General features: G+C 69.4%; 18 protein-coding genes and 1 tRNA gene. 11 read left to right on the top strand and 8 right to left on the bottom strand.

Translation table 11 applies throughout. The features are described from left to right. Positions 1-256: 256 nt before the first annotated feature. Entirely contained in the window at positions 257-2,989 is a 2,733-nt protein-coding gene (locus tag JWQ05_RS05360; protein WP_299655637.1) for a DUF3772 domain-containing protein, read from the top strand. A gap of 77 nt (positions 2,990-3,066) precedes the next feature. Further along, the gene (locus tag JWQ05_RS05355; RefSeq protein ID WP_299655679.1) at positions 3,067-3,561 is read left to right on the top strand and encodes a CAP domain-containing protein; all 495 of its coding nucleotides are present in this window, start codon (positions 3,067-3,069) and stop codon (positions 3,559-3,561) included. Between the two features lie 23 nt (positions 3,562-3,584). On the opposite strand, the gene JWQ05_RS05350 is transcribed toward JWQ05_RS05355, so the two are convergent. After that, positions 3,585-4,415 carry a flagellar motor protein MotB gene (locus JWQ05_RS05350; RefSeq protein ID WP_299655635.1) on the bottom strand — a complete coding sequence of 277 codons (831 nt, stop codon included), beginning with the start codon at positions 4,413-4,415 and terminating at the stop codon, positions 3,585-3,587. Positions 4,416-4,466: 51 nt separating this feature from the next. Next, entirely contained in the window at positions 4,467-5,240 is a 774-nt protein-coding gene (locus JWQ05_RS05345) for a MotA/TolQ/ExbB proton channel family protein (RefSeq protein ID WP_299655633.1), read from the bottom strand. Positions 5,241-5,472: 232 nt separating this feature from the next. Between JWQ05_RS05345 and JWQ05_RS05340 the strand changes: the two genes are divergently transcribed. Then, positions 5,473-7,248, top strand: a complete 1,776-nt coding sequence (locus JWQ05_RS05340; RefSeq protein ID WP_299655631.1) for a glucan ABC transporter ATP-binding protein/ permease — start codon at positions 5,473-5,475, stop codon at positions 7,246-7,248. Positions 7,249-7,466: 218 nt separating this feature from the next. Here the strand turns inward: JWQ05_RS05340 and JWQ05_RS05335 are convergent, their stop codons facing one another. Both JWQ05_RS05335 and JWQ05_RS05330 read right to left on the bottom strand, forming a co-directional pair. Next, complete coding sequence (locus JWQ05_RS05335; protein ID WP_299655629.1) at positions 7,467-8,291, bottom strand: transglutaminase family protein; 825 nt, start codon at positions 8,289-8,291, stop codon at positions 7,467-7,469. A gap of 126 nt (positions 8,292-8,417) precedes the next feature. Beyond that, positions 8,418-9,302 (bottom strand): YihY/virulence factor BrkB family protein, encoded by an 885-nt coding sequence (locus JWQ05_RS05330; protein WP_299655627.1) that lies wholly within the window; start codon positions 9,300-9,302, stop codon positions 8,418-8,420. Between the two features lie 154 nt (positions 9,303-9,456). Here JWQ05_RS05330 and JWQ05_RS05325 point away from each other — a divergent pair, with 154 nt between their 5' ends. Next, positions 9,457-10,329 carry a DMT family transporter gene (locus tag JWQ05_RS05325; RefSeq protein ID WP_299655625.1) on the top strand — a complete coding sequence of 291 codons (873 nt, stop codon included), beginning with the start codon at positions 9,457-9,459 and terminating at the stop codon, positions 10,327-10,329. Between the two features lie 190 nt (positions 10,330-10,519). Beyond that, entirely contained in the window at positions 10,520-12,202 is a 1,683-nt protein-coding gene (locus JWQ05_RS05320) for an acyl-CoA dehydrogenase family protein (RefSeq protein WP_299655623.1), read from the top strand. A gap of 134 nt (positions 12,203-12,336) precedes the next feature. On the opposite strand, the gene JWQ05_RS05315 is transcribed toward JWQ05_RS05320, so the two are convergent. Both JWQ05_RS05315 and JWQ05_RS05310 read right to left on the bottom strand, forming a co-directional pair. Next, positions 12,337-12,519, bottom strand: a complete 183-nt coding sequence (locus JWQ05_RS05315) for a hypothetical protein (protein WP_299655620.1) — start codon at positions 12,517-12,519, stop codon at positions 12,337-12,339. Positions 12,520-12,668: 149 nt separating this feature from the next. After that, positions 12,669-13,943, bottom strand: coding sequence for a glycosyltransferase family 4 protein (locus JWQ05_RS05310; RefSeq protein ID WP_299655617.1), 1,275 nt, complete (start codon positions 13,941-13,943; stop codon positions 12,669-12,671). A 124-nt stretch (positions 13,944-14,067) separates the two neighbouring features. Here JWQ05_RS05310 and JWQ05_RS05305 point away from each other — a divergent pair, with 124 nt between their 5' ends. The 5 genes from JWQ05_RS05305 to JWQ05_RS05285 all read left to right on the top strand — a co-directional run bounded on the left by JWQ05_RS05305 (position 14,068) and on the right by JWQ05_RS05285 (position 19,859). Next, entirely contained in the window at positions 14,068-15,318 is a 1,251-nt protein-coding gene (locus tag JWQ05_RS05305; protein ID WP_299655614.1) for a glycosyltransferase, read from the top strand. Positions 15,319-15,451: 133 nt separating this feature from the next. Further along, on the top strand, positions 15,452-15,814 hold the full coding sequence (locus tag JWQ05_RS05300) for a phasin (protein ID WP_299655611.1): 363 nt from the start codon (positions 15,452-15,454) through the stop codon (positions 15,812-15,814). 242 nt (positions 15,815-16,056) lie between these two features. Then, complete coding sequence (locus JWQ05_RS05295) at positions 16,057-16,788, top strand: phasin family protein (protein WP_299655609.1); 732 nt, start codon at positions 16,057-16,059, stop codon at positions 16,786-16,788. Positions 16,789-16,943: 155 nt separating this feature from the next. After that, entirely contained in the window at positions 16,944-18,395 is a 1,452-nt protein-coding gene (locus JWQ05_RS05290) for a Do family serine endopeptidase (RefSeq protein WP_299655606.1), read from the top strand. Positions 18,396-18,545: 150 nt separating this feature from the next. After that, a complete protein-coding gene (locus JWQ05_RS05285) occupies positions 18,546-19,859 on the top strand; it encodes a replication-associated recombination protein A (protein WP_299655603.1) in 1,314 nt (437 codons plus the stop codon). A gap of 45 nt (positions 19,860-19,904) precedes the next feature. Here JWQ05_RS05285 and aroQ read toward each other — a convergent pair whose 3' ends face one another. Beyond that, positions 19,905-20,348 (bottom strand): type II 3-dehydroquinate dehydratase, encoded by a 444-nt coding sequence (gene aroQ / locus JWQ05_RS05280; protein ID WP_299655600.1) that lies wholly within the window; start codon positions 20,346-20,348, stop codon positions 19,905-19,907. A gap of 188 nt (positions 20,349-20,536) precedes the next feature. On the opposite strand from aroQ, the gene JWQ05_RS05275 reads away from it, so the two are divergent. Continuing rightward, on the top strand, positions 20,537-21,367 hold the full coding sequence (locus tag JWQ05_RS05275) for a 3-keto-5-aminohexanoate cleavage protein (RefSeq protein WP_299655597.1): 831 nt from the start codon (positions 20,537-20,539) through the stop codon (positions 21,365-21,367). 55 nt (positions 21,368-21,422) lie between these two features. Here JWQ05_RS05275 and JWQ05_RS05270 read toward each other — a convergent pair. After that, positions 21,423-21,499 (bottom strand) — tRNA-Met (locus JWQ05_RS05270). Positions 21,500-21,532 lie beyond the last annotated feature (33 nt).

The following is a 21,532-nucleotide window of genomic DNA, read 5'->3' as shown; positions in this document are numbered from 1 at the left end:
AACGAAAAGGCCAAGTCCATCGGAGCTAAGTCTAATATCAGCATGACACGCTTGTGAAGGCCGCCCATCGGCCCCGCGACGTCGCGCCCACAGGACGCAGGGGTGGGGCCTCACGTCCCGAAAAAAGCCGCCGCGTCAGCCTTTCGCCCCATTGCTCGGCGATGGGGCAGGCCCCGGTCGCTTCCCGCCCCACGACACGCGCATCTCCAGCTCGGGCCATGGGGCTCCGGCGGCGACCCGACGACGAAGGCGCGTGATGCGCCGGAACCGCGCTCTGGCGCGGCCCGAAAGGATCATCATGGGCGGGATACCGAGAGGCCGGACGTTCGGCGCCATCCGGAGGACGGCGGTCCGCGCCGCCTGGCTCGGCGGCCTCGTGCTGGCGCCCTTGAGCGCCCTGGGGCAGGGGACGCCCGCCGTGCCGGCAAAACCGGTCCCGGCCGCACCGGCTCCGGCGCCCGCTCCCGCTCCCGCCGAGGCCCCCAAGGCCGTCGCGAAGCCGGCCGCACCCAAGCCCGCGGTCTCCGAGCAGATCCAGAACGTCCGCGACCGGCTCGACACGGCCAAGGCCGATCTCGAGCAGCGCGAAAAGCTCGTGACGGGCCCGAATGTCGGCCCCGGCGACCTGACGCGCGCGCGCGACGGCATCGAGGCCATCGCCGACAAGATCCGCCACGTCATCGACATCACCACGCCGCGCCTGGAGGCCGCCCGCGAGCGCCTGACGCAGCTCGGCCCGAAGCCGAAGGAGGGCGAGGAGGGCGAGGACGTGGCCCGCGAGCGCGCGGAGCGCGAGCACGCGGTCGCGGAGATCGACGAGACGCAGCGGCTGGCCCGCTCCCTTCTCGTGCAGAGCGACCAGATCATCGACCAGGTCTCGAATCGCCGCCGCGCCGCCTTCACGCGCGGCCTGTTCGAGCGCTCCACCGCCCTCGTCAGCCCCGACCTCTGGATGCGGATCGCCGCCGACATCCCCCGCGACCTGCGCGCACTCCAGAGCGCGGTGGAGGACACCGCCGCCCTGTTCGCCCGCAACGGCACACTGGGCAATCTGCTGCTGCTCGGGATCGCCTTCGGCATCTCGATCGCCCTGTATTTCGGGCGCCGCAACATCGCGCCCCGCCTCGGGCGGCGCGACGCCAAGGCCGTGGCGCCGTCAAAGCGCATGAAGCTGCTGGCCGCCTGGCGGGTCCTGCTGATCGGTACGGTACCGGCCCTCGTCGGCAGCTACGCGGTCTACTATGCCCTCGACGCCACCGATCTCCTGCCCCTGCGGCTCCTGCCGGTGGCCGGCGCCATTCTGGGCGGGCTTGCCTTCATCGCCTTCGTCGAGGCGTTGGCCGACGGGCTGCTCTCCCCCGATAAGCCGTCCTGGCGCGTGACGAGCATGGACGACGCGGCCGCCGCGCGGGTGACGCGGCTGGCGGTGGGCATCGCCATCGTCATCACGGTGATCAAGTCGATCGAGGCCTTGAACTCAGGGATATCGGCGGCCCTGCCGGTCTCCATCGCCACGCGCGGCATCGGGGCGCTCGCCACGGCGCTGATCCTCGGCATCGGCCTGCACCGCTTCGCCGACACGGCCGAGAAGGAGGAGGCGTGCTTCGGCCCGTATGTCGCCCCCGAGGCCAGCACCGGCATCGGCGGCCCGGCCCGGCTCCTCGGATGGGCGGCGGTGGTCGTGATCACGATCGCGCCTGTCGTCGGCTACGTCGCGTTCGCGAACTTCCTCATCGACCAGTTGGTCTGGACGGCCGGCTTGTTCGTGCTGCTGTTCCTGCTGATCTCCAGCGCCGACACCTTCGTGGCGGGAACGCTCGGCGACGACACGAAGGTCGCGACGGCGCTGCAGGCCAACACGGGCCTGCGCAAGCGCTCGATCAACCAGATCGCCGTGCTGGCGACCGGCCTGGCGCGCGTCGTCCTCGTCCTCGTCGCGGCGCTCCTCGCGCTGGCGCCCTGGGGGCTCGATTCCACGGACGTGTTCAGCTCCGTGCGGACCGCCTTCTTCGGTTTCAAGGTCGGCGACGTCACGATCTCGCTCTCCACCATCGCGCTCGCCATCGGGCTGCTGATTCTCGGGATCGCGCTGACGCGGGCGATCCAGCGCTGGCTCGAACAGACCTACCTGCCGGCCACCGACCTCGATGCGGGCCTGCGCAACTCGATCTCGACGATCGCGGGCTATATCGGCTTCCTGCTTACCCTGGCGCTGGCCTTCTCGTATCTGGGCCTGAGCCTCGAGAAGCTCACCATCGTGGCCGGCGCCCTCTCGGTGGGTATCGGTTTCGGCCTGCAATCCATCGTCAACAACTTCGTCTCGGGGCTCCTGCTGCTGTGGGAGCGCCCGATCCGCGTCGGCGACCAGGTGCTCATCGGCGACAGCGAGGGCATCGTGAAGCGCATCTCCGTGCGCTCCACCGAGATCCAGACCTTCGACCGCTCGGCGGTGATCGTGCCGAACTCCAACCTGATCTCCGGCATCGTCAAGAACCGGGTGCGGGGGGACCGTACCGGCCGCGTCAGCATCACGGTCAGCGTGCTGCGCAACCAGGACCCGGTCCGCGCGGCCGAGCTCCTGATGACCTGTGCCCTGGCGCAGGCCGACGTGCTCAAGGAGCCGCCGCCCCGCGTGGTGTTCCGCAAGATCGGGGACCCGTTCCTCGAATTCGAGCTCATCGCGATGATCGTGGATGTGAGCCTCGGCCAGAAAGTGCAGAGCGATTTGAACCTTGCGGTCTTCCAGACCTTATCCGGTGCCGGAATGATCCCGGACCTCGGCCCGGGCTCCAGCGTGGTGACGGTGCAGGGTCTGGATTCCTTCCAGAACGCGGTGGGTCAGATCGCCAGCGCGTTCACGCCGCAGCAACGGTCGGGGGAGCAGACGGCCCCCGAGGCGGCACAGGAGCGCTACGACGAGGCCGAGCCCATTCGCTCGGCTGACATGATGCGCTCGGCTGAAGCCGCGCGCCGGCGCGCCGGGGCATGAGACGAACGGGACAGGAGTCGGGCGTGGGTCGGAATTTCGGAACGGGGCAGGGATTCACGACGAACCATGCGTTCACGATGGGGCGTTGGGCCGGCATCGGCCTCGTGGCGCTCGCGGCCCTGCAGATCACCGCCTGCGCGACGCCCGAGCCCGTCAACGCCGCGCTGCCGAGCCTGTACTGGCCGATGACGAGCCAGGGCGCGCAGGTCGATGCGGCCACCGCCCGCGACATGATCTCGGCCTATCGCGCCCGCAGCGGCCTGCCGCCCCTGCGCCTCGACCCGGACCTCCAGAAGCTCGCCGAGGCCGAGGCCGCCGCCATGGCCGCCGCCGACCGTCCGAGCCGGGCGCAGAACGTAAAGAACGCCGTCGAGCGGCTCGGCTTCGCCGGCGCCGAGGCCAACCTCTCGGCGGGCTACCACACCCTGGCCGAGGCCTTTTCGGGTTGGCGCGACAGCCCCGCCCACAACGCCGCCCTGCTGGCGCCGCAGGGCCAGCGCATGGGCATCGCCACGGCCTACGCGCCGGGCTCGAAATACAAGGTCTACTGGGCGCTCCTGGTGACGAAGTAGCGGTCTGAAGTGCCCCGGTTCCGTCAGGGAAAGTTCTTCATGCGCGGGGCCGGCGCCGTCTCGCTCAGCAGCGTCACGGTCACCCGCCGGTTGGCGGACAGGTAGGGGTTGTCGGGAAACATCGGCTCGGTGTCGGCCTTCCCGGTGACGGAGGCGAAGCGGTCGTCGGGCACGCCGCTGCTGGCCAGGATCTCGCGCACGCTCATCGCCCGGCCGGCCGAGAGCTCCCAGGGCGGGGCAGGGGGGCGCGCGCCCGGCCGGTCTGTGGCCGTGTAGCCCGTGATGGCGATGCGGTTGGGCATCTTGCGCAGGGTCGGGGCCAAGCGCTCCAGGAGGCGGCGCGTGCGGTCGTTGGGGCGGCTCGAGCCGTCCGGGAACATCGAGGCGCCGTCCTGGTCGACGAGGGACAGGTCGACCCCGCGCTGCGAGGGCGCGACGATGATGTTCTTCGACAGTTCGGCGATCTCCGGCATGTCCTGCATGGCTTGGCGCAGGCTCGCCGCCGCGAGGCCGGCGCCGTCCGGATAGCCCTTATCGGGCATGCCCTCGTCGATGTGGCCATCCACCGCTGGGGGTGTGGTGTGATCCGAGGCGAGTTCCGGCGGGATGTCGCGGCGGTGCTTGACCTGATCGGCGTCGGGCAACCCGTCCTTCTCGATGATGCCGGCAAAGCGGGACTCCTTGTTGACGCCGAAGGCGTCCCGCATGGAGCCGGCCACCGCCTGCATCTTCTTCTGGTCCTGGGTGGAATAGGCGGCGATCATCACGAAGAAGCTCATGAGCAGAGCCATCAGGTCGGCGAAGGTCACGAACCAGCCGTGCCCGCCATGCGCGCCGCGCTTCTTCTTAGCCATCGGCGCGCCCGCGCGTGGTCTCGCCCGCGGCACGTTGGTCGGGGCTTTGCATCAGGCCGGCTCGGCCGCGAGTTCGTCGCGGTGGGCGTGCGGCAGGTAGGCGATGAGCATCTCGCGCACCAGTGAGGAACTCTTGGCGTCGCGGATCAGCAGGATGCCATCGATGATCAGCGAGCGGGAGACGTCCTCTTCCTCGAGCTTGACGTGGAGTTTGTCGGCCAGCGGCAGGGTGATCATGTTGGCGATCAGGGCGCCGTAGAGGGTCGCGAGCAGCGCGGTCGCCATGGCGGGGCCGAGCTTCGAGGGATCGGACATGTTGGCGAACATCGTCACCATGCCGAGAATCGTGCCGATCATCCCCCAGGCCGGGGCGCAGTCGCCGAAGGCCCGGTAGATCTTCGAGCCCTCGTCGAGGTGCATCAGGAAGTTGTCGCGGTCGCGCTCCATCGTGTCGCGGATGAACTCACGGTCGTAGCCGTCGGCGATGTAGCGCGCGCCCTGGGCCAGGAACGGATCGGAGATCTCCATGTTCTCGAGGGCCATCGGTCCGGATTTCCGTACCACGTCGGCGATCTTAGTGATTTCCTCGATGAGATCGCGTGGCTTGATCGCGCGCATCGTGAACGCGTAGCGCAGGCCCATCGGAAGCCCGTGCATCATAGTCGAGAACGGGAAGCGCATCATCGTGGCGGCGGTGGCGCCGCCGAAGATGACGATGACGGCGTGCTTGTCGAAGTAGGCGCCGAAGTTGCCGCCATCGATCATGATCAGGATGAAGACGACGGCGAAGCCGCCGACGAGGCCGATACCGGTTGCGAGATCCATGATCACCCGAAGCCTGAGCGGCCGCCCGCATGCCGCGCTGGAGCCGCGAAACGCGGCGCCGTCCCCATGAATACGGAATCAGGTTGAACGAACCGTAAAAACCCTGGTTGGCTGCCGGCGGATCGTGTCATGCCCCGTTCAGGGAGCGCCCGACATAAGGCATGGCATGCCAGAGGTTTGGCGGCACGAATTTGGCGGTTCCTCGCGGGCCGGCATCGGAGCACACGGTATCATGTCGTTGGTTCGTCTTTACGCACGAGTCATGGGCCTTCTCGGCGCCGACCGCCGCCTCGCGGCGGTGCTGGCCTGCGCCAACGTGGCCCTGGCGGTGGCGGCATTCGCCGAGCCGCTGCTGATGGGCCGCATCATCGACCAGCTCACCCACCTCAACCGGAACGGCAACGCCTTCACGACGCTGGCGCCGCTGATCGGGGCCTGGGTCGCCTTCGGCCTGTTCACCATCGCGGCCGGCGTCACCATCGCGCTCCATTCCGATCGGCTGGCCCACCGCAACCGCCTGTCCGCCATGGCGAACTACTTCGAGCACGTGCTCGAACTGCCGCTGGCCTTCCACTCCTCGAACCATTCCGGCCGCGTCCTCAAGGCGATGCTGGAGGGCTCGAACGGCATGTCCTGGCTCTGGCTCGGCTTCTTCCGCGACCATTTCGTGGCCTTCGTGTCGCTGATCGTGCTCCTGCCCATGACCCTGTTCGTGAACTGGCAGCTCGGCTCGATCCTCGTCGTCCTCGTGCTCGCCTTCACGGCGCTGACCACCATGGTCATGCGCCGGACCGAGACGCTGCAGGGCCGGGTCGAGGAATATCAGTCGGGCCTCGCCGAGCACGCCTCGGACGCGCTCGGCAACGTCGCGGTTATCCAGTCCTTCACCCGCGCCAAGGCGGAGAAGGAGGCGATGCACGACATCATCCGCAACCTGCTCGCCGCGCAGATCCCGGTCCTGTCCTGGTGGGCGCTCGCCAACGTCGCCACCCGCGCCTCCGCGACCCTGACCATGACGGCGATCTTCATCACCGGCATTGCGCTCCACCAGCACGGCCAGGCCAGCGTCGGCGAGGTCGTGGCCTTCATGAGCCTCGCCACCATGCTGGTCTCGCGCCTCGATCAGGTCGCCAGCTGCATCAACGGCCTGTTCCAGCAGATGCCCAAGATCAACGAATTCTTCGAGATCCTCGACACCGCACCGGCCGTCCACGATCGTCCGGGTGCCCAGCAAGTCGCGCGCTTCGAGGGCGAGGTCGCGTTCGAGGGCGTCGGCTTTTCTTACAACACCCGCCGCAAGGCGCTGGAGGACGTCTCCTTCACGGCGCGCGCCGGCGAGACCATCGCGCTCGTGGGCACCACCGGCTCAGGCAAGTCGACGACGCTCGGCCTGCTGCACCGCGCCTTCGATCCCGACCATGGCGCCATCCGCATCGACGGCACCGACATCCGCGACATCGGCCTCTCGTCCCTGCGCCACAACATCGGCGTGGTCTTCCAGGAGCCGATGCTGTTCGCCCGCTCGATCCGCGAGAACCTGCAGGTCGGCCGGCCCGATGCCACGGATGCCGAGATGCTCGACGCCCTGGAGCGCGCCCAGGCCACCGAGTTCATGGCCCGCCAGACGGACGGCCTCGACACGGTGATCGGCGAGCGCGGACGCTCGCTCTCCGGCGGCGAGCGCCAGCGCCTCTCGATCGCCCGGGCCCTCCTGAAGAACCCGCCCGTGCTGATCCTCGACGAGGCGACCTCCGCCCTCGACGCGACCACCGAGCGCAAGCTCCAGGGCGCCCTGGAAGCCGTGATGGAGGGCCGCACCACCTTCGTCATCGCCCACCGCCTCGCGACGATCCGCAACGCCGACCGCATCCTCGTCTTCCACGAGGGCCGGATCGTGGAGTCGGGCGACTTCGACGACCTCGTCGCCCAGAACGGCCGCTTCGCCGACCTCGCCCGGGCTCAGTTCATGGCCGCGCAGGAGCCGGACGCACTGCCCCTGGCAGCCTGACGCGCGGCGAGCTTCGATGCATCGGCAAAAGCCCTCTCCCGATCGCCGGGAGGGGGGTTTTTTCTTGTGATGCGAAATATTTAGGAGAGATTTTTCAGGTGGTGCCCAAGCCGCTCCGCTCGTCCGCCGTGACACGGTTCCGTTTAACTGAGAACTGCCAAGGTGGATGAAGCTGTTTCCGGAAGCGCCTGAAAAGGCACGAAGAACATCCCAGAAAATCAGTCCACAACGAAGGGCGTCGCCGCGTCCTCGGCCCAGACCCGGAACTTGGTCAGGCGGTTCGAACCGAAGGTGTGGGTCAGGGGCACGTCGGCCGCGTCCCTGCCGCGTGCCACGAGGATGCGGCCCCGGCGGGGCGCGTTGTTGCGCGGGTCGAACACGTGCCAGGCGTCGCCGAGATAGACCTCCGTCCAGGCCGCGAAATCGCCGGGCGCGTGCGGCTCGGGCTCGCCGATGAAGCTGAGATAGCCGGTGCAGTAGCGGGTCGGGATGTTGAGCGCCCGGCAGAAGGCCACGAACAGGTGCGCGTAGTCGCGGCAGACGCCGCGCCGGCTCGCGAAGGCGTCGGCGGCGGTGCGGTCCACGTGGGCGTAGCCGTATCCGAAGCTGATGTGTCCGTGGACGAAGTCGCAGACCGCCTGGACCCGCGACCAGCCGGGCTCCAGGTGGCCGAACAGGTCCCAGGCCTCGCCCGAGAGGAGGTCGGACTCGCAGTAGCGGCTCGCCACGAGGAAGGGCAGCGCCTCCTCCGGCAGGTCTTCGATGCGATGCTCCTCGGCCTTGGGCAGGGTGGGGTCGAGGGAGCCGTCGTCGTCGACCTCCGCATGGACGCTGAGCGTCAACGGTCCGGCGGGCGCCACGAAGCGCACGGTCCGATTGCCGAAGACATCGCGAAACGTCCGCACCGGCAGGGGCGGGTCGAGGGTGAGCACGTCGGGCGGCACCGCCGCCAGTCCCTTCAGCGGATAGGAGTTGAGGCGGGCGATCAGCGGGGTCGGTTGTGGGAACTCGTAGCCCATCTCGCAACCGAACCTGATCCGCATCGAAGCTCCCCCGGGCCGCCGCTCCACCGCCCGCGCCTCACTGCCCGCGCCCGTTCGGGGAGACTAGGCCGCAAAGGTCACAGGTGGATGTCATTGCACGCACCGCGCGCGGATGAAGCAGCCGGCTCAGAGCCCCCGGGCCCGAGCCTGCTTCTCCTGCATCCGCGCCTGGAGCCGCACCCGGCGCGCTGCAATGACGGTGCCATTGATCTCGCCGCCGAACAGGAACATCGCCGCGAGCCAGTAGAGGAAGACGAGGAACACCATGGCGGTGGCCAAGCCCCCGTAGGTGGAGGCGTAGGCGTTCGAGAACCGGTCGAGATAGTAGCCGAAGCCGAGGCCCGCGAGGAACCAGAGCAGAAGCGTCACGGCGATGCCCGGGACCACGGCGATCACCGAGCGGCGCCCCGTGGCGACGAACTTGTGGGCGATGACGAGGACGGCGAGCAGCAGGAAGGCCGTGATGCTGATCCGGCCGATCGCCACCGTGAGGCTCAGGGGCTCCAGCCCCGGGGCCACGTTGATGACCTTGCGCCAGATCAGGGGCCCGAGCACCACGAGGAGCGCGAAGGCCAGCATCGCGAAGGCGCCGCAGACGACGTAGGCGATGGACTCGAGGCGCGTCAGCCACCAGGGCCGCGCCTCGCGCAGGCCATAGGCCCGGTTCAGCCCCACCCGCAGGCTCTCGACGCCGGAGGACGAGAAGTACAGGGCCAGCACGGCGCCCACGGTGAGCACGCCGCCACGCTGCTCGGTGAGCACCCGGTGCATCTCGGCGACGATGGGCTTGGCGACCTCGCGCGGCCAGGCATCGAAGATGAGGACGCCCGCCTCGTCGGCCAGCGACTTCGTCCCGAACAGGCCGGCGAGGGCCGCCAGCAGGATGAGGAAGGGGAACAGGGCGGTGAGGGTCGAGAGAGCGATGTGGCTGGCGATGGCCCAGCCGTCATGGGCGACGAAGCGCTGCGCGGCGACGCTCGCGATCTCGAAGGGCTTGCGGATGCGGCTCACGGGGCGGGGGCGTGTCCTCAAATGACGTGGCGGGCTGATGACGTGGCGGGCTGTCTTCTAAACGCAACGGGGGCCGTTCGCGCAACGGGCCGCATGCACGCCCGCCCCGAAGTGGCTTGAATTCCGCGGGGCGGCGTGGTGCCTGCGCTCCGTCATGCTCCCGCTCGCACCGGCCCTCATTCCCGGCCTCTTCGTCCTGATCTGGGCGACGGGCTTCGTCGCGGCGCGCTTCGTGGCGCCCCATGCCGAGGCTTTCACCTTCGTGGCCATCCGCGTGGTGGGCGTCGCGCTCGTCCTCGGCGGCCTCGCCCGGCTCCTCGGGGCACGCTGGCCGCGCGACCGGGCCGGCTGGCTCCATGCCGGGCTGGCGGGGGTCCTGATGCAGGGCGTCTACGTCATCGGTGTGTTCTGGTCGGTCCAGCATGGCCTGCCCGCCGGCATCGCGGCCCTGGTCGGCAGCCTGCAGCCGCTGCTGACCGGGATGCTGGCAGGCCCGGTGCTGGGCGAGCGGGTGAGCCGGCGCCGCTGGCTCGGCATCGCCGCCGGGTTTTCCGGGGCGCTCCTCGTGCTGGCGCCGAAGGTGGGGGCCACGGATTCCGCCGGCATCCCAGTCCCGGCTCTCGCGGCGTGCCTCGCCGCCATGGTGGCGATGACCGGCGGGACGCTCTGGCAGAAGAGACGGGGCGGGGGAGCGGATCTCCTCAGCAACGCCGCCATCCAGTTCGTCGGGGCCGCCTGCCTCGCCGTGCCGGCGGCGTTCCTGTTCGGCAGCGGCCATTTCGATGGCTCGGCCCCGCTCTGGCTCGGACTCGCCTGGTCGATCCTGATCAACTCCGTGGCGGGGATCCTGCTGCTCCTGGCGCTGATCCGGCGCGGGGCGGTGGCGGGCGTCGCCGCCCTGCTCTTCCTCGTGCCGCCCGTCTCGGCCGTCATGGCCTACGGCCTGTTCGGGGAAGCCCTGTCACCGGTGCAGATGGCCGGCATGGCGCTGGCCACGCTGGGGGTCGCCATCGCCAGCCGGGGATGATTTTTTCTTTCGACCGAAGCTCAATAAAATTCATCGACCCGTCGTCGGCGAAGAAAAGACAGGGTTTTTCGCGCTCGCGAATAATGCATTCAAGCGGGATAGTGCCGCGCTGCGGCGAGACGCCTCTACAGTGTGGCCAAACCTGCCTATAATGACCGGCAAAGCCTCATTCCTTCACAGCGAGATCGCCATGTCAGCCTCTCCCGTCGTCACGACCGAACCGCAGGATCTCCTGACCCTGGCCCGCGAGGCGGCCGAGGCCGCCAAGGGCCTCGTGGCCGAGGCGACCCGCCGGGTGCGCACCACCATCCTGTCGGACGAGGGCAAGATCTCCGCCGAGAAGATGGAGCTGCAGCAGCACGCCACCCACGGCCTCGCCTGGATCGCCACCTATGCCGAGGGCGTGCGAGAGCTCGGCGCCTACGCGCAGCGCCTGACGGACACGGGTGAGTTCGGCGAAACCGAGAGCCTGCTCGTGACGATCGGCCTCGGCGAGTACCTCGACCAGATGTTCTCCGGCATCCCCATGAGCCAGGGCGAGATGGTGCGCCCGACGGGCTCGCTGGGCCTCGCCCCGCGTGAGGTCGCCAAGTTCCGGACGCCCGCCGTCGAGACCCTGATCGCCGAGGGCAACACGCCCGAGCACCGCGCGGCGCTGGTCGCCCGCATCCGCGACAACGGCGGCTCGGCCACCATCGGCAAGTCCGGCCTCGACGAGGACATGGAGGCGATCCGCTCCGAGATGCGCCGCTTCGGCCTCGCCGAAGTCGTGCCGCACGCCCACGCCTGGCACAGCGAGAACGCCTACATCCCGATGGAGATCGTCACCAAGATGGCCGAGCTCGGCGTCTTCGGCCTGACGATCCCCGAGGAATACGGCGGCATGGGCCTGCCGAAGATCTCCATGTGCGTGGTCTCGGAGGAGTTGTCGCGCGCCTATATCGGCGTCGGCTCGCTCGGCACCCGCTCGGAGATCGCCGCCGAGTTGATCCTGTGCGGCGGCACCGAGGAGCAGAAGCACCGCTTCCTGCCCGGCATCGCCTCCGGCGACACCCTCCCCACCGCCGTGTTCACGGAGCCGAACACCGGCTCGGATCTGGCGTCCCTGCGCACCAAGGCGGTCAAGGACGGGGACACCTGGCGGATTTCGGGCAACAAGACCTGGATCACGCACCCCGTGCGCGCCGACATCATGACCTGTCTGGTGCGCACCAAGCCCGAGGAGAAGGGTCACAAGGGCCTGTCGCTCCTCATCGCGGAGAAGCCACGGGGCACCGACGCCGACCCGTTCCCGGTCGAGGGCCTGTCCGGTGGCGAGATCCACGTGCTCGGCTATCGCGGCATGAAGGAATACGAGCTCGCCTTCGACAACTTCGCGGTGCCGGCGGCCAACCTGCTCGGCGAAGTCGAGGGCAAGGGCTTCGCCCAGCTCATGCAGACGTTCGAATCCGCCCGCATCCAGACGGCGGCCCGCGCCATCGGCGTGGCCCAGAACGCCCTCGATCTCGGCCTGCGCTACGCCGAGGACCGGGTGCAGTTCGGCAAGCCGCTGATCGCCTTCCCGCGCGTAGCCGACAAGATCGCCATGATGGCTGTGGAGATCAACATCGCCCGCCAGCTCACCTACTTCTCCGCCCGCGAGAAGGACGAGGGCAAGCGCTGCGATCTCGAGGCCGGCATGGCCAAGCTGCTCGGCGCCCGCGTGGCCTGGGCGGCGGCCGACAACGCCCTGCAGATCCACGGCGGCAACGGCTTCGCGCTGGAATACGCGGTCAGCCGCGTGCTCTGCGACGCCCGCATCCTCTCGATCTTCGAGGGTGCCGCCGAGATCCAGGCTCAGGTCATCGCCCGCCGCCTGCTCGAAGCCGCCTGAGGCGCTTCGAATGCCGATGCCCGCGTCCTGAGGGAGGGCGCGGGGATCGGGCGCGGCAATACGGGACCCATCGACGCAAAAGGCCGGGGCGGCGACCGCCCCGGCCTTTTGCACGCGCCCACTGGACCTACGGCCTACTTCGTCACCTGAACCGAGATCGGGTCGCTCGACGGAAAGGTCTCTTCCAGCGCTTCGTCGAGGCGCCGGTCGGGTTTGCCCGGCTGGGCTTCCGGGCGGTTCTTGTCGGAGCCCTCGGGCGCCGGCTTGCCCGTCGTCGAAATGATGTCGGTCTCGGGGCTCTTCTGCTGGTCGGCCATCGGGCACTCCTTGAGCATTGCGGCAAGCGCCTGGATCGGCACGTGAGCCGGTTCAACGCCGGTGTGGCGAACCTGTTTCCTGCAGCATCGCGGAATGCCGGGGCCGGCGGATTGGGGCCCGCTGTCCCGGACACCGGGCAGCCTCGGGATCAGGGCGCGGCCGGGACCGTGTATCGGGCGCCCATACGGCCCTTGCGTATGCCCGCGCCGACCGCGTCGCGCAGGACGACGTCGTAGAGCGCGGCGATCCGATCGAGATGCACTCCGATGGTGAGCGGCGCCGCCCAGTAGCGCTCGTAGGCGGCCCGGCCCATCCGGCCGGCGAGGTCGTCGTCCGTCAGGCGGGTGAGGTGGGCGCCGAGCGCATCGGCGTCCCCGGAGCGGAACCAGTACCCGGTCTCGCCATCCTCCACCGCCTCGCGGCCCGCGCAGGCATCGCTGACGATGACCGGCGCGCCGCAGGCCAGGGCTTCGTAGACCGTGAGGGGCTGGCCCTCGTACCAGACGCTCGGGAACACCAGGGCGCGGGCCTCGCGCATCAACGCCTGGACGCCCGCCTCGTCGCGCCAGCCGAGCATCACCGCCTCGGGATAGCGCGCTTCGAGTTCGGCCCGGGCCGGCCCGTCACCGACGAAGACCGGGCGCACACCAGCTCGGCGCGCTGCCTCGGCGAAGATCGGCGCGCCCTTCTCGGTGGAGATGCGACCGACGAACAGGAATTCGCCCGGCGGGCCGGAGCGGGGCGGGGCCTTGGCCACGGCGATCGGGTTGTCGACCCGGTGGAAGCGGGTCGCGGCGGGCAGGTGCGGGGCGATCACCCGCTCCTGCAGGGCGCTGATGGTGACGATGTGCGGGAAGAGGTTTTTCATGCCCGCGACGTGTTCGAGGGCGGCATGGCGCACCACCCGCAGGAGCTTGCGCGGATAGCTGCGGGCATCGCAGTTCGTGGTCAGGCAGGACATCGACATCGGCACGCGGTGGCAGATCCGGGCCGAGGGATACTCGTAGAACCCGCCATTCGGGCAGACGAGGAAGAACTCGTGCATGGTATAGAGGAGCGGCAGCCCGGAGGCCGCGAGACTTCGTCCGATCGACGGTGACAGCGCCTTGGCGAAGGCATGGACATGGACCACCGTGTCGCGCGGGTCGAGGCCGCTGAGTTCGGCCGCCAGGCGGCGCGCGGCGGTGCGGTTCCAGATCGCCTGCGCGGCAAAGGCGAACTTGTTCGTCGTGGTGGCGATGTCGTCCTGGCCAAGGCACACCACGCGGATGCCCGCCGCCTCCAGGCGCGGGTCGGCGGGGCCCACGGCGGCGAACACCGTGACGCGGTGTCCGCGCTGGCGCAGGCCGAGGCCGGCATCGAGCGCCACCTTGGCCTGTCCGCCATTGACGAAGGCGTGGTCGACGACGAGGACGACGTGCATGGTGGACGGTCCCGGCCGACGGCGAGATGAATTTCGATCTTTACCGAACGTGCGTTGATCTCCGGTAAATCCGGAGTTCGAGGCGGCCCGCCGACCGGGTCGCCCTGACATCTTCGGACATCCCATGCACATCGCCGTGTTGGCCGAGTTCGCGGTGGCGAGCGGGGGCGCCGAGAAGGTCGCCGTGGAATCGGCACGCGGTCTGGCCGAGGCCGGCATCGACGTCACCTACCTCCAGGCCATCGACGGGCCGGCCGACCCGCTCCTCGACCATCCGCGAATCCGCCGGATCAGCCTCGGCAACACCGATATCTGGCACCGCCCCGCCCACCGGGCCGCCCTCGACGGCCTCTGGGATGCGCAGGCCGCCCGACGCCTCGGCGCAGCCCTCGACGCGCTGCCCGTGCGGCCCGACCTCGTCCATCTCCATCAATGGACGCGCAGCCTGTCGCCGAGCGTCTTCCCGGCCCTGTTCGCGCGCGGTCTGCCCGTGGTGGCGACGCTGCACGATTACTTCCTCGCCTGCCCGAACGGCGTCTATTACCGCTTCGACCGAGCCGAGCCGTGCGCCCTGAGGCCGCTCTCGGCCGCCTGCATCGCCGCGCCCTGCGACGGCCGGAGCCGGCTGCACAAGCTCGTGCGGGTCGGGCGCTCCGTCGCCCTGCGCAGGGCGCTCGGGCGACACCACCTCGACGTGATCCATGTCTGCGACGCGAGCCTCTCCCGCATCCCCGGACTCATGCCGGATTTGTCGCTCGCCCACCACCGGGTCGACAATCCGGTGCGGGTGGAGCACGGCCCGCCGGCCGAGCCGGCGCGGGGCGACGCCATCGCGTATGTCGGGCGCCTCACCCGGGAGAAGGGGGCCGACCTCGTGGCCGAAGCGGCACAGGCGGCCGGCCTGCCCGCCCTGTTCATCGGGTCCGGGCCCCTGGAGGCGTCGCTCCGGGGTCGCCCCGGCGTCGAACTCTTAGGCTGGCAGGCCCCCGACGCGGTCTGGCGCATCCTGCGCCATCGTGCGCGCGCCCTCGCCGCGCCTTCCCGCTGGTACGAGACGGGCCCGCTGACCGTCTACGAATCCCTGGCCCATGGCCTTCCCGTGGTGGCCTCGAACCGCTCGGGCGCCTCCGAGAAGGTGGTCGACGGGGTGAACGGTTTTTCCGTTTCCCCCGATCTGGCCGCACTGACCCGCGCCTTCGCGACGCTGGCCGATTCCGGCGCGGCAGCGCGCCTCGGTGCAGCGGCCCATGCCCGATACTGGGCAGCCCCGATGTCGCTCTCCGCCCATGCCGAGGCGCTCATCCGCGTCTACGAGGGCATTCTCACGCAGCGTGGACCTCGCCGGAGCCAAGACACGATCCCGTCGGCGGCATGACGGTCAGGCCGACCGTCGGCACGATCCTGCACCCTGTCGGGATCTCCCCTTGACGCTTATGTTGCAGCGCAACATAAAAGCGGCAGCGCATCGAATCGCTCGACCCGCGCGACCCACCTTGGAGAGACCCGAGATGAACGGCCAGACCTTCGAGATCCCCGCCGAGATGCGCGCTTTCGCCGAGAAGAGCGTCGACCAGGCCCGCACCGCCGTCGGCACCCTCATCGGCACGGCCCTCAAGACCGCCGAGCAGGTGCAGACCTCCTCGAAATCGGTTCAGGACTCCATGCAGAATGTCGTCGCCAAGGGCCTCGACCAAGTTCAGGAGAACGCGGCGGCGACCTTCGACTTCGCCCAGAAGCTCGTCCGCAGCCGCGACCTGCGCGAGGCCATCGAGCTCCAGAGCGAGTTCCTGCGCAGCCAGATCGCCAACCTGCAGGCCCAGGCCAAGGATCTCGGCGCGCTCGCCCAGAACACCCTGCGCCCCTCCGCCTGAGCGGATCGCGGACGGCTCGGGTTTCCGGCGCTGTCCCGGAGACCTCGGCCGGCTAGACGTCGGGGCCGAGGCCATCGGCGATTCGGGCTCAGGACCCAGAGGGCCTCGTTTCGGGTTAGGACTCAACGATCCGAAACAACAGGGAGACCATAGCCATGGCGAGACGGCGCAGGATGCCACCCAAGGCTCAGGGCCGGGCCGCAGCCCCGTCCGAGATCACGGGCGCTGAGAAGGGTGAACCGATGAACGCGGACAACACGCACAGCGAGGACCACGGCACGAAGCCCCATCCGGGCGCCGAGGCTCTCGCGCCGGCCTCCATCGAACGGTCCGAGCCGAACCTCCACGAGGCGCTGCTGGAAGGCGTGTCGGCGGACGCCATCGCGGCGGCCAGCGTCGGGGACGCCTCGCACCAAACCGCCCTTGCCGAACCCGACGCGGCGGAGGAACCCGAGGCGACGGAACCCGAGGCGGATGCGGCACCCCTCGCCGACGACCTCACGGTCGTACCGGAGGAGGCGGCCGAGCCGGTCCCGCTCGCGACCGAAACCGTCGAGGCCGTCGGCGCCACGATCGAGAGCGTCGCCGAAGCCGTCCCGGAGACCATCGCGGCGAGCCTTCCGCTGGCCGAGGTGCACGCCATGTTGCCGACCCCACCAGCCGCTTTGCCCGATCTCGGTCCCGATCTTGGCAAGGTCCCGAACCTCAAGGTGATGGATCTCGCGAAGGCGCCCCGCCTCGCGGAGGTGATGGGAGAACTCGGCGAGGCCAACGCCACGGTGCTCAGCTATCTGCGGAGCGAAAGCACGGCGGCGCTGGCCCATTGGCAGGCGCTCTCCGGCGCGAAGACACCGGCCGACGCACTCCGGATCCAGGTGGACGAGATGCAGCGCGCGGCGGATGCCTCGTTGAGCTGCTTTGCGGCCCTGGCCAGGCGCGCCAGCCGGTTCACCTCGGTGATCGGCCGGTCGTAAGGGCGGCGAGGGATCACGAAACCACGCGCCGCGAGATCGCGCGCATCATGGCCCCTCGCGCCGATGCGCCGGTGCGTCTAGATATCCCGGCATCCGCCGCGGCCCCATCCCCGACCCGGGAGCGGGGCTGCCGCGCCCTGTTCCGGGAGTCTTCGATGCCGCGCTCGTTCCGTCTGCTCGTTCCGCTGCTGACCGCGACCCTCGCCGTCGCACCCGCCTCGGCGCAGATGATGAAGACGCCGGATGCCGCCCCCGACAAGGCGGCGCCGCAATCGAAGGGGCAGGTGCAGCTCTCCTTCGCCCCCGTGGTCAAGCGGGCCGCGCCGTCCGTGGTGAACGTCTATGCCTCCCACGTGGAGACGCGCGGCCAGAGCCGCAGCGCCATGGACGAGTTCATGCGCCGGTTCTTCGGCGAGAACGGTGGCGGGCGCGGGCCCGGCGGCGCACCGGGGGAGCGGGCGCAGAAATCCCTGGGCTCCGGCGTGATCGTGGACGAGTCGGGTCTCGTCATCACCAACAACCACGTCATCGAGAACATGAACGAGGTGCGGATCTCCCTCGCCGACCGGCGTGAGTTCGAGGCCACCATCGTGCTGCGCGATCCCCGCACCGACCTCGCGGTGATCAAGATCAAGAACCCGGCCGGCGGGCTGACCCCGATGGCCTTCGGCGATTCCGAGTCCCTCGAGGTCGGCGATTTCGTGATGGCGATCGGCAACCCCTTCGGCGTTGGCCAGACCGTGACGCAGGGGATCGTCTCGGCGCTCGCGCGCACGCAGGTCGGCTCCTCCGACTACCAGTTCTTCATCCAGACCGACGCGGCGATCAATCCGGGCAATTCCGGCGGCGCGCTCGTGGACCTTCGGGGCCAGCTCGTCGGGATCAACACTGCGATCTACTCGCAATCCGGTGGCAGCCACGGCATCGGGTTCGCCATTCCGGCGAGCATGGTGCGCGCCGTGGTGGAGACCGCCAAGGGCGGGGCCACCGCCGTGCGCCGGCCCTGGCTCGGCGCTCGCGTGCAGAGCGTCACCCCCGACATCGCCGAGAGCATGGGCCTCGACCATCCCACCGGCGTCCTCGTGGCGAGCCTGCAACCGAAGAGCCCGGCGGAGGAGGCGGGCCTGAAGCGCGGCGACCTCATCCTCACCGTGGACGGCAAGGCCGTCGACGACCCGGAGGCCTTCGGCTACCGTTTCGCCCTCAAGGGCCTCACCGGCCAGACCCAGTTCGGGATCCTGCGCGGCAGTGGCCGCTCGAATGTCGCGGTCAAACTCGGCCCCGCGCCCGAGACGCGCCCGCGCGACACCCTGAAGGTGCGGACCCGTTCGCCCTTCCTCGGCGCGACCCTGGTCAACACCTCGCCGGCCGTGGCCGAGGAGATCCAGGCCGATTTCCCCGCCGAGGGCGTGGCGGTGTCCTCCGTGGACGAGGGCTCGATCGCAGCCCGGGCTGGCCTGCGGAAAGGCGACATGATCGTGGCCATCAACGGCATGCCGGTCGCCACCACCAAGGACCTGGAGCGCATCACCCGCAACAGCCTCAACATGTGGGAAGTCTCGATCAACCGAGGCGGCGAGGTGCTGACCTCGGTGTTCGGAGGCTGAGCACCAGGGTTCGGATGGGTCCTCGCGCGCCCTTCGATGAGGTGGTCCGGTCCTTCCGGTTCATGTCGTTCATGCAAAGCATGAGGCGGGCAGGGGAGACGATGATTTTCGCGGTTGCGGTCGCTGCCCGCACGCGTCTTTGATGCGCCGATGTCCGATCTCTTCGCCTCGGCCGGCCTGTCGAACGCCGCCCCCCGCCCCCTCGCCGACGCCCTGCGCCCCAAGACCCTCGCCGAGGTGGTGGGCCAGGAGCACCTGACCGGCCCCGACGGGGCACTCACCCGCCTCCTCAACGCCCGGTCCTTCGGCTCCCTGGTGTTCTGGGGCCCGCCCGGCACCGGCAAGACCACCGTGGCGCGCCTGCTAGCCCACGAGACCGACCTGCATTTCGAGCAGATCTCGGCGATCTTCTCCGGCATCGCCGAACTGCGAAAGGTCTTCGACGCGGCACGTGGGCGCCGGGCCATGGGCCGGGGCACCCTGCTCTTCGTCGACGAGATCCACCGCTTCAACCGGGCGCAACTCGACGCCTTCCTGCCCGTGATGGAGGACGGCACGGTGACGCTCGTGGGTGCCACCACCGAGAACCCGTCCTTCGAGCTCAACGCCGCGCTCCTCTCGCGGGCCCGCGTGCTGCTGTTCCGGGCGCTGGACGAGGCGGCCATCGCCAAGCTCATGGTGCGGGCCGAGGCGCTCACCGGCCAGCCGCTGCCGCTGGACGAAGAGGCGCGGGGCGTGCTGGTGCGCATGGCCGACGGGGACGGCCGCGCGGCACTGACCCTGGCCGAGGAGGTCTGGCGCTCGGCCAAGCGCGACGAAATCTTCGACGCGGAGCAATTGCAGGCGATCATCCAGCGCCGGGCGCCGATCTACGACAAGTCGCAGGAGGGGCACTACAACCTGATCAGCGCCCTGCACAAGACCGTGCGCGGCTCCGACCCCGATGCGGCGCTCTACTACCTCTGCCGGATGCTCGACGGGGGCGAGGACCGCCTGTTCATCGCCCGCCGCCTCGTGCGCATGGCGGTGGAGGATATCGGGCTCGCCGATCCGCAGGCCCTGGTCGTCGCCACGGCGGCCAAGGATGCCTCCGATTTCCTCGGCTCGCCGGAGGGCGAGCTGGCTCTGGCCCAGGTCACGGTCTATCTCGCCTGCGCGCCGAAATCGAATGCGGTCTACAATGCCTACAAGGCCGCGACCCGGGTCGCCAAGGAGCACGGCTCGCTACCCCCGCCCCGCACCATCCTCAACGGCTCGACCAAGCTGATGCGCAAGATCGGCTACGGCGAGGGCTATCGCTACGACCATGACGAGCCCGACGCCTTCTCGGGCCAGGATTACTGGCCGGAAAAACTCGGCCGGCAGCATTTCTACGAACCCACCGACCGAGGCATGGAGCAACGCTACGGCGACCGCCTCAGCCATTGGGAGACCTTGCGCCGGCAACGCCGCGAGGAGGGCTGACGGGCGCGAAGCTTCGTTGCCGAGCCGCGCGCCCCGGCAGGGAGTCTAGCGGGCGCCGCGCAGGTAGGCGATGTGCCGGACCGCGAGCTCGTAGCCGTGGATGCCGAAGCCGGCCATGACGGCGGTGGCCGCCAGCGACACGTAGGAATGATGCCGAAAGTCTTCGCGGCGATGCACGTTCGAGATGTGACACTCGACGATGGGGACCTCGCAGGCGTTCAGCGCATCGAGGATCGCGATCGAGGTGTGGGTGAAGGCCCCCGGATTGATGACGATCCCGGCCGCATCGATCCGGTAGGCGTGGATCCAGTCGATGAGTTGGTGCTCGGCGTTGCTCTGGTGGAAGGCGATCTCGAGGCCGAGGCTCGTGGCGAGGCTCCGGCAGCGCGCCTCCACATCCGCGAGCGTCTCGTGCCCGTAAATGTGCGGCTCGCGCAGCCCGAGCAGGTTGAGGTTCGGGCCGTTCAGAATCAGGATCGTGTCGCTCATGGCACCCATCCTTAGGCGCAGCGCCGACCGGCGCAAAGAGGCGAGGGGGAGAGCGATGCGGGTCTCGCGGGGGTGGTGAGCGAACCCCATTCCATGATCGACCGCGGCCTCTTGCGGCGCTCCCCGTTGCGGGTCATGCCTGACGCGAAGGCGCAGAGACGCTTCGTCTCTGTACAGGGAGAAGCCCGATGAGCGAGCCCGTCGTCATCGCCGTCGCGATCACTGGCTCGGTGCCGCGAAAGGCCGACAATCCCGCCTTGCCGGTGACGGTGGCCGAGCAGATCGCCTCGACGCGGGAAGCCTACGAGGCCGGAGCCACCCTCGCCCATATCCACGTGCGCAACGACGACGAGACGCCGTCCTCGGACCCCGGCCGCTTCGCGGCGGTGCAGGACGGACTGCGCCAGGCCTGCCCGGGCATGATCGTGCAATTCTCCACGGGCGGGCGCGGGCGCGATCCGGCGAGTCGTGGCCTCTCCCTGCAGCACCGCCCCGACATGGCCTCGCTCTCCACGGGCTCGGTGAATTTTCCGACGATCGTCTACGAGAACCACGCCACCTTGGTCGCCGACCTCGCCGGGCAGATGCAGCGCTACGGGGTGCGTCCCGAAATCGAGATCTTCGACCTGTCCCATCTTCACGGCGCCCGACGCCTCGTGGAAGCCGGCCTGATCGACGCGCGACCGCACGTGCAGTTCGTCATGGGGGTGAAGAACGCGATGCCGGCGGATCCGCATCTCTTGGACCTGCTGCTCGGCGAGGCGCGACGCATCCTGCCGAAAGCCACCTGGACGGCGGCCGGCATCGGGCGCCATCAGGCCGAGGTGATGGATTGGGCCCTGGCACGCGGCGCCTGCGCGGTGCGCACCGGCCTCGAGGACAATATCCGGATCACCCGGGACCGCCTTGCCGGGAGCAATGCCGAACTCGTCGCCCTAGCGGCAGACGCGGTGCGGCGGCACGGACGCAGGATCGCGACGCCATCGGACGCGCGGCGCATCCTCGATCTAGCCCCCTGAACAGCACGAAGCCCGCCCCGCGGTTACGGGACGGGCTTTGTGGTGGTGATGGATTTGGTTGCGGGGACAGGATTTGAACCTGTGACCTTCAGGTTATGAGCCTGACGAGCTACCGGGCTGCTCCACCCCGCGCCAAAGCGTGATCGTTTTTGAGGGCTTGTTGTT

Source organism: Methylobacterium sp., assembly GCF_028290105.1.
Classification (GTDB): Bacteria; Pseudomonadota; Alphaproteobacteria; order Rhizobiales; family Beijerinckiaceae; genus Methylobacterium.
The sequence above is the reverse complement of the archived record's forward strand: the minus strand, read 5'-3'. Positions and strand labels throughout refer to the sequence as shown.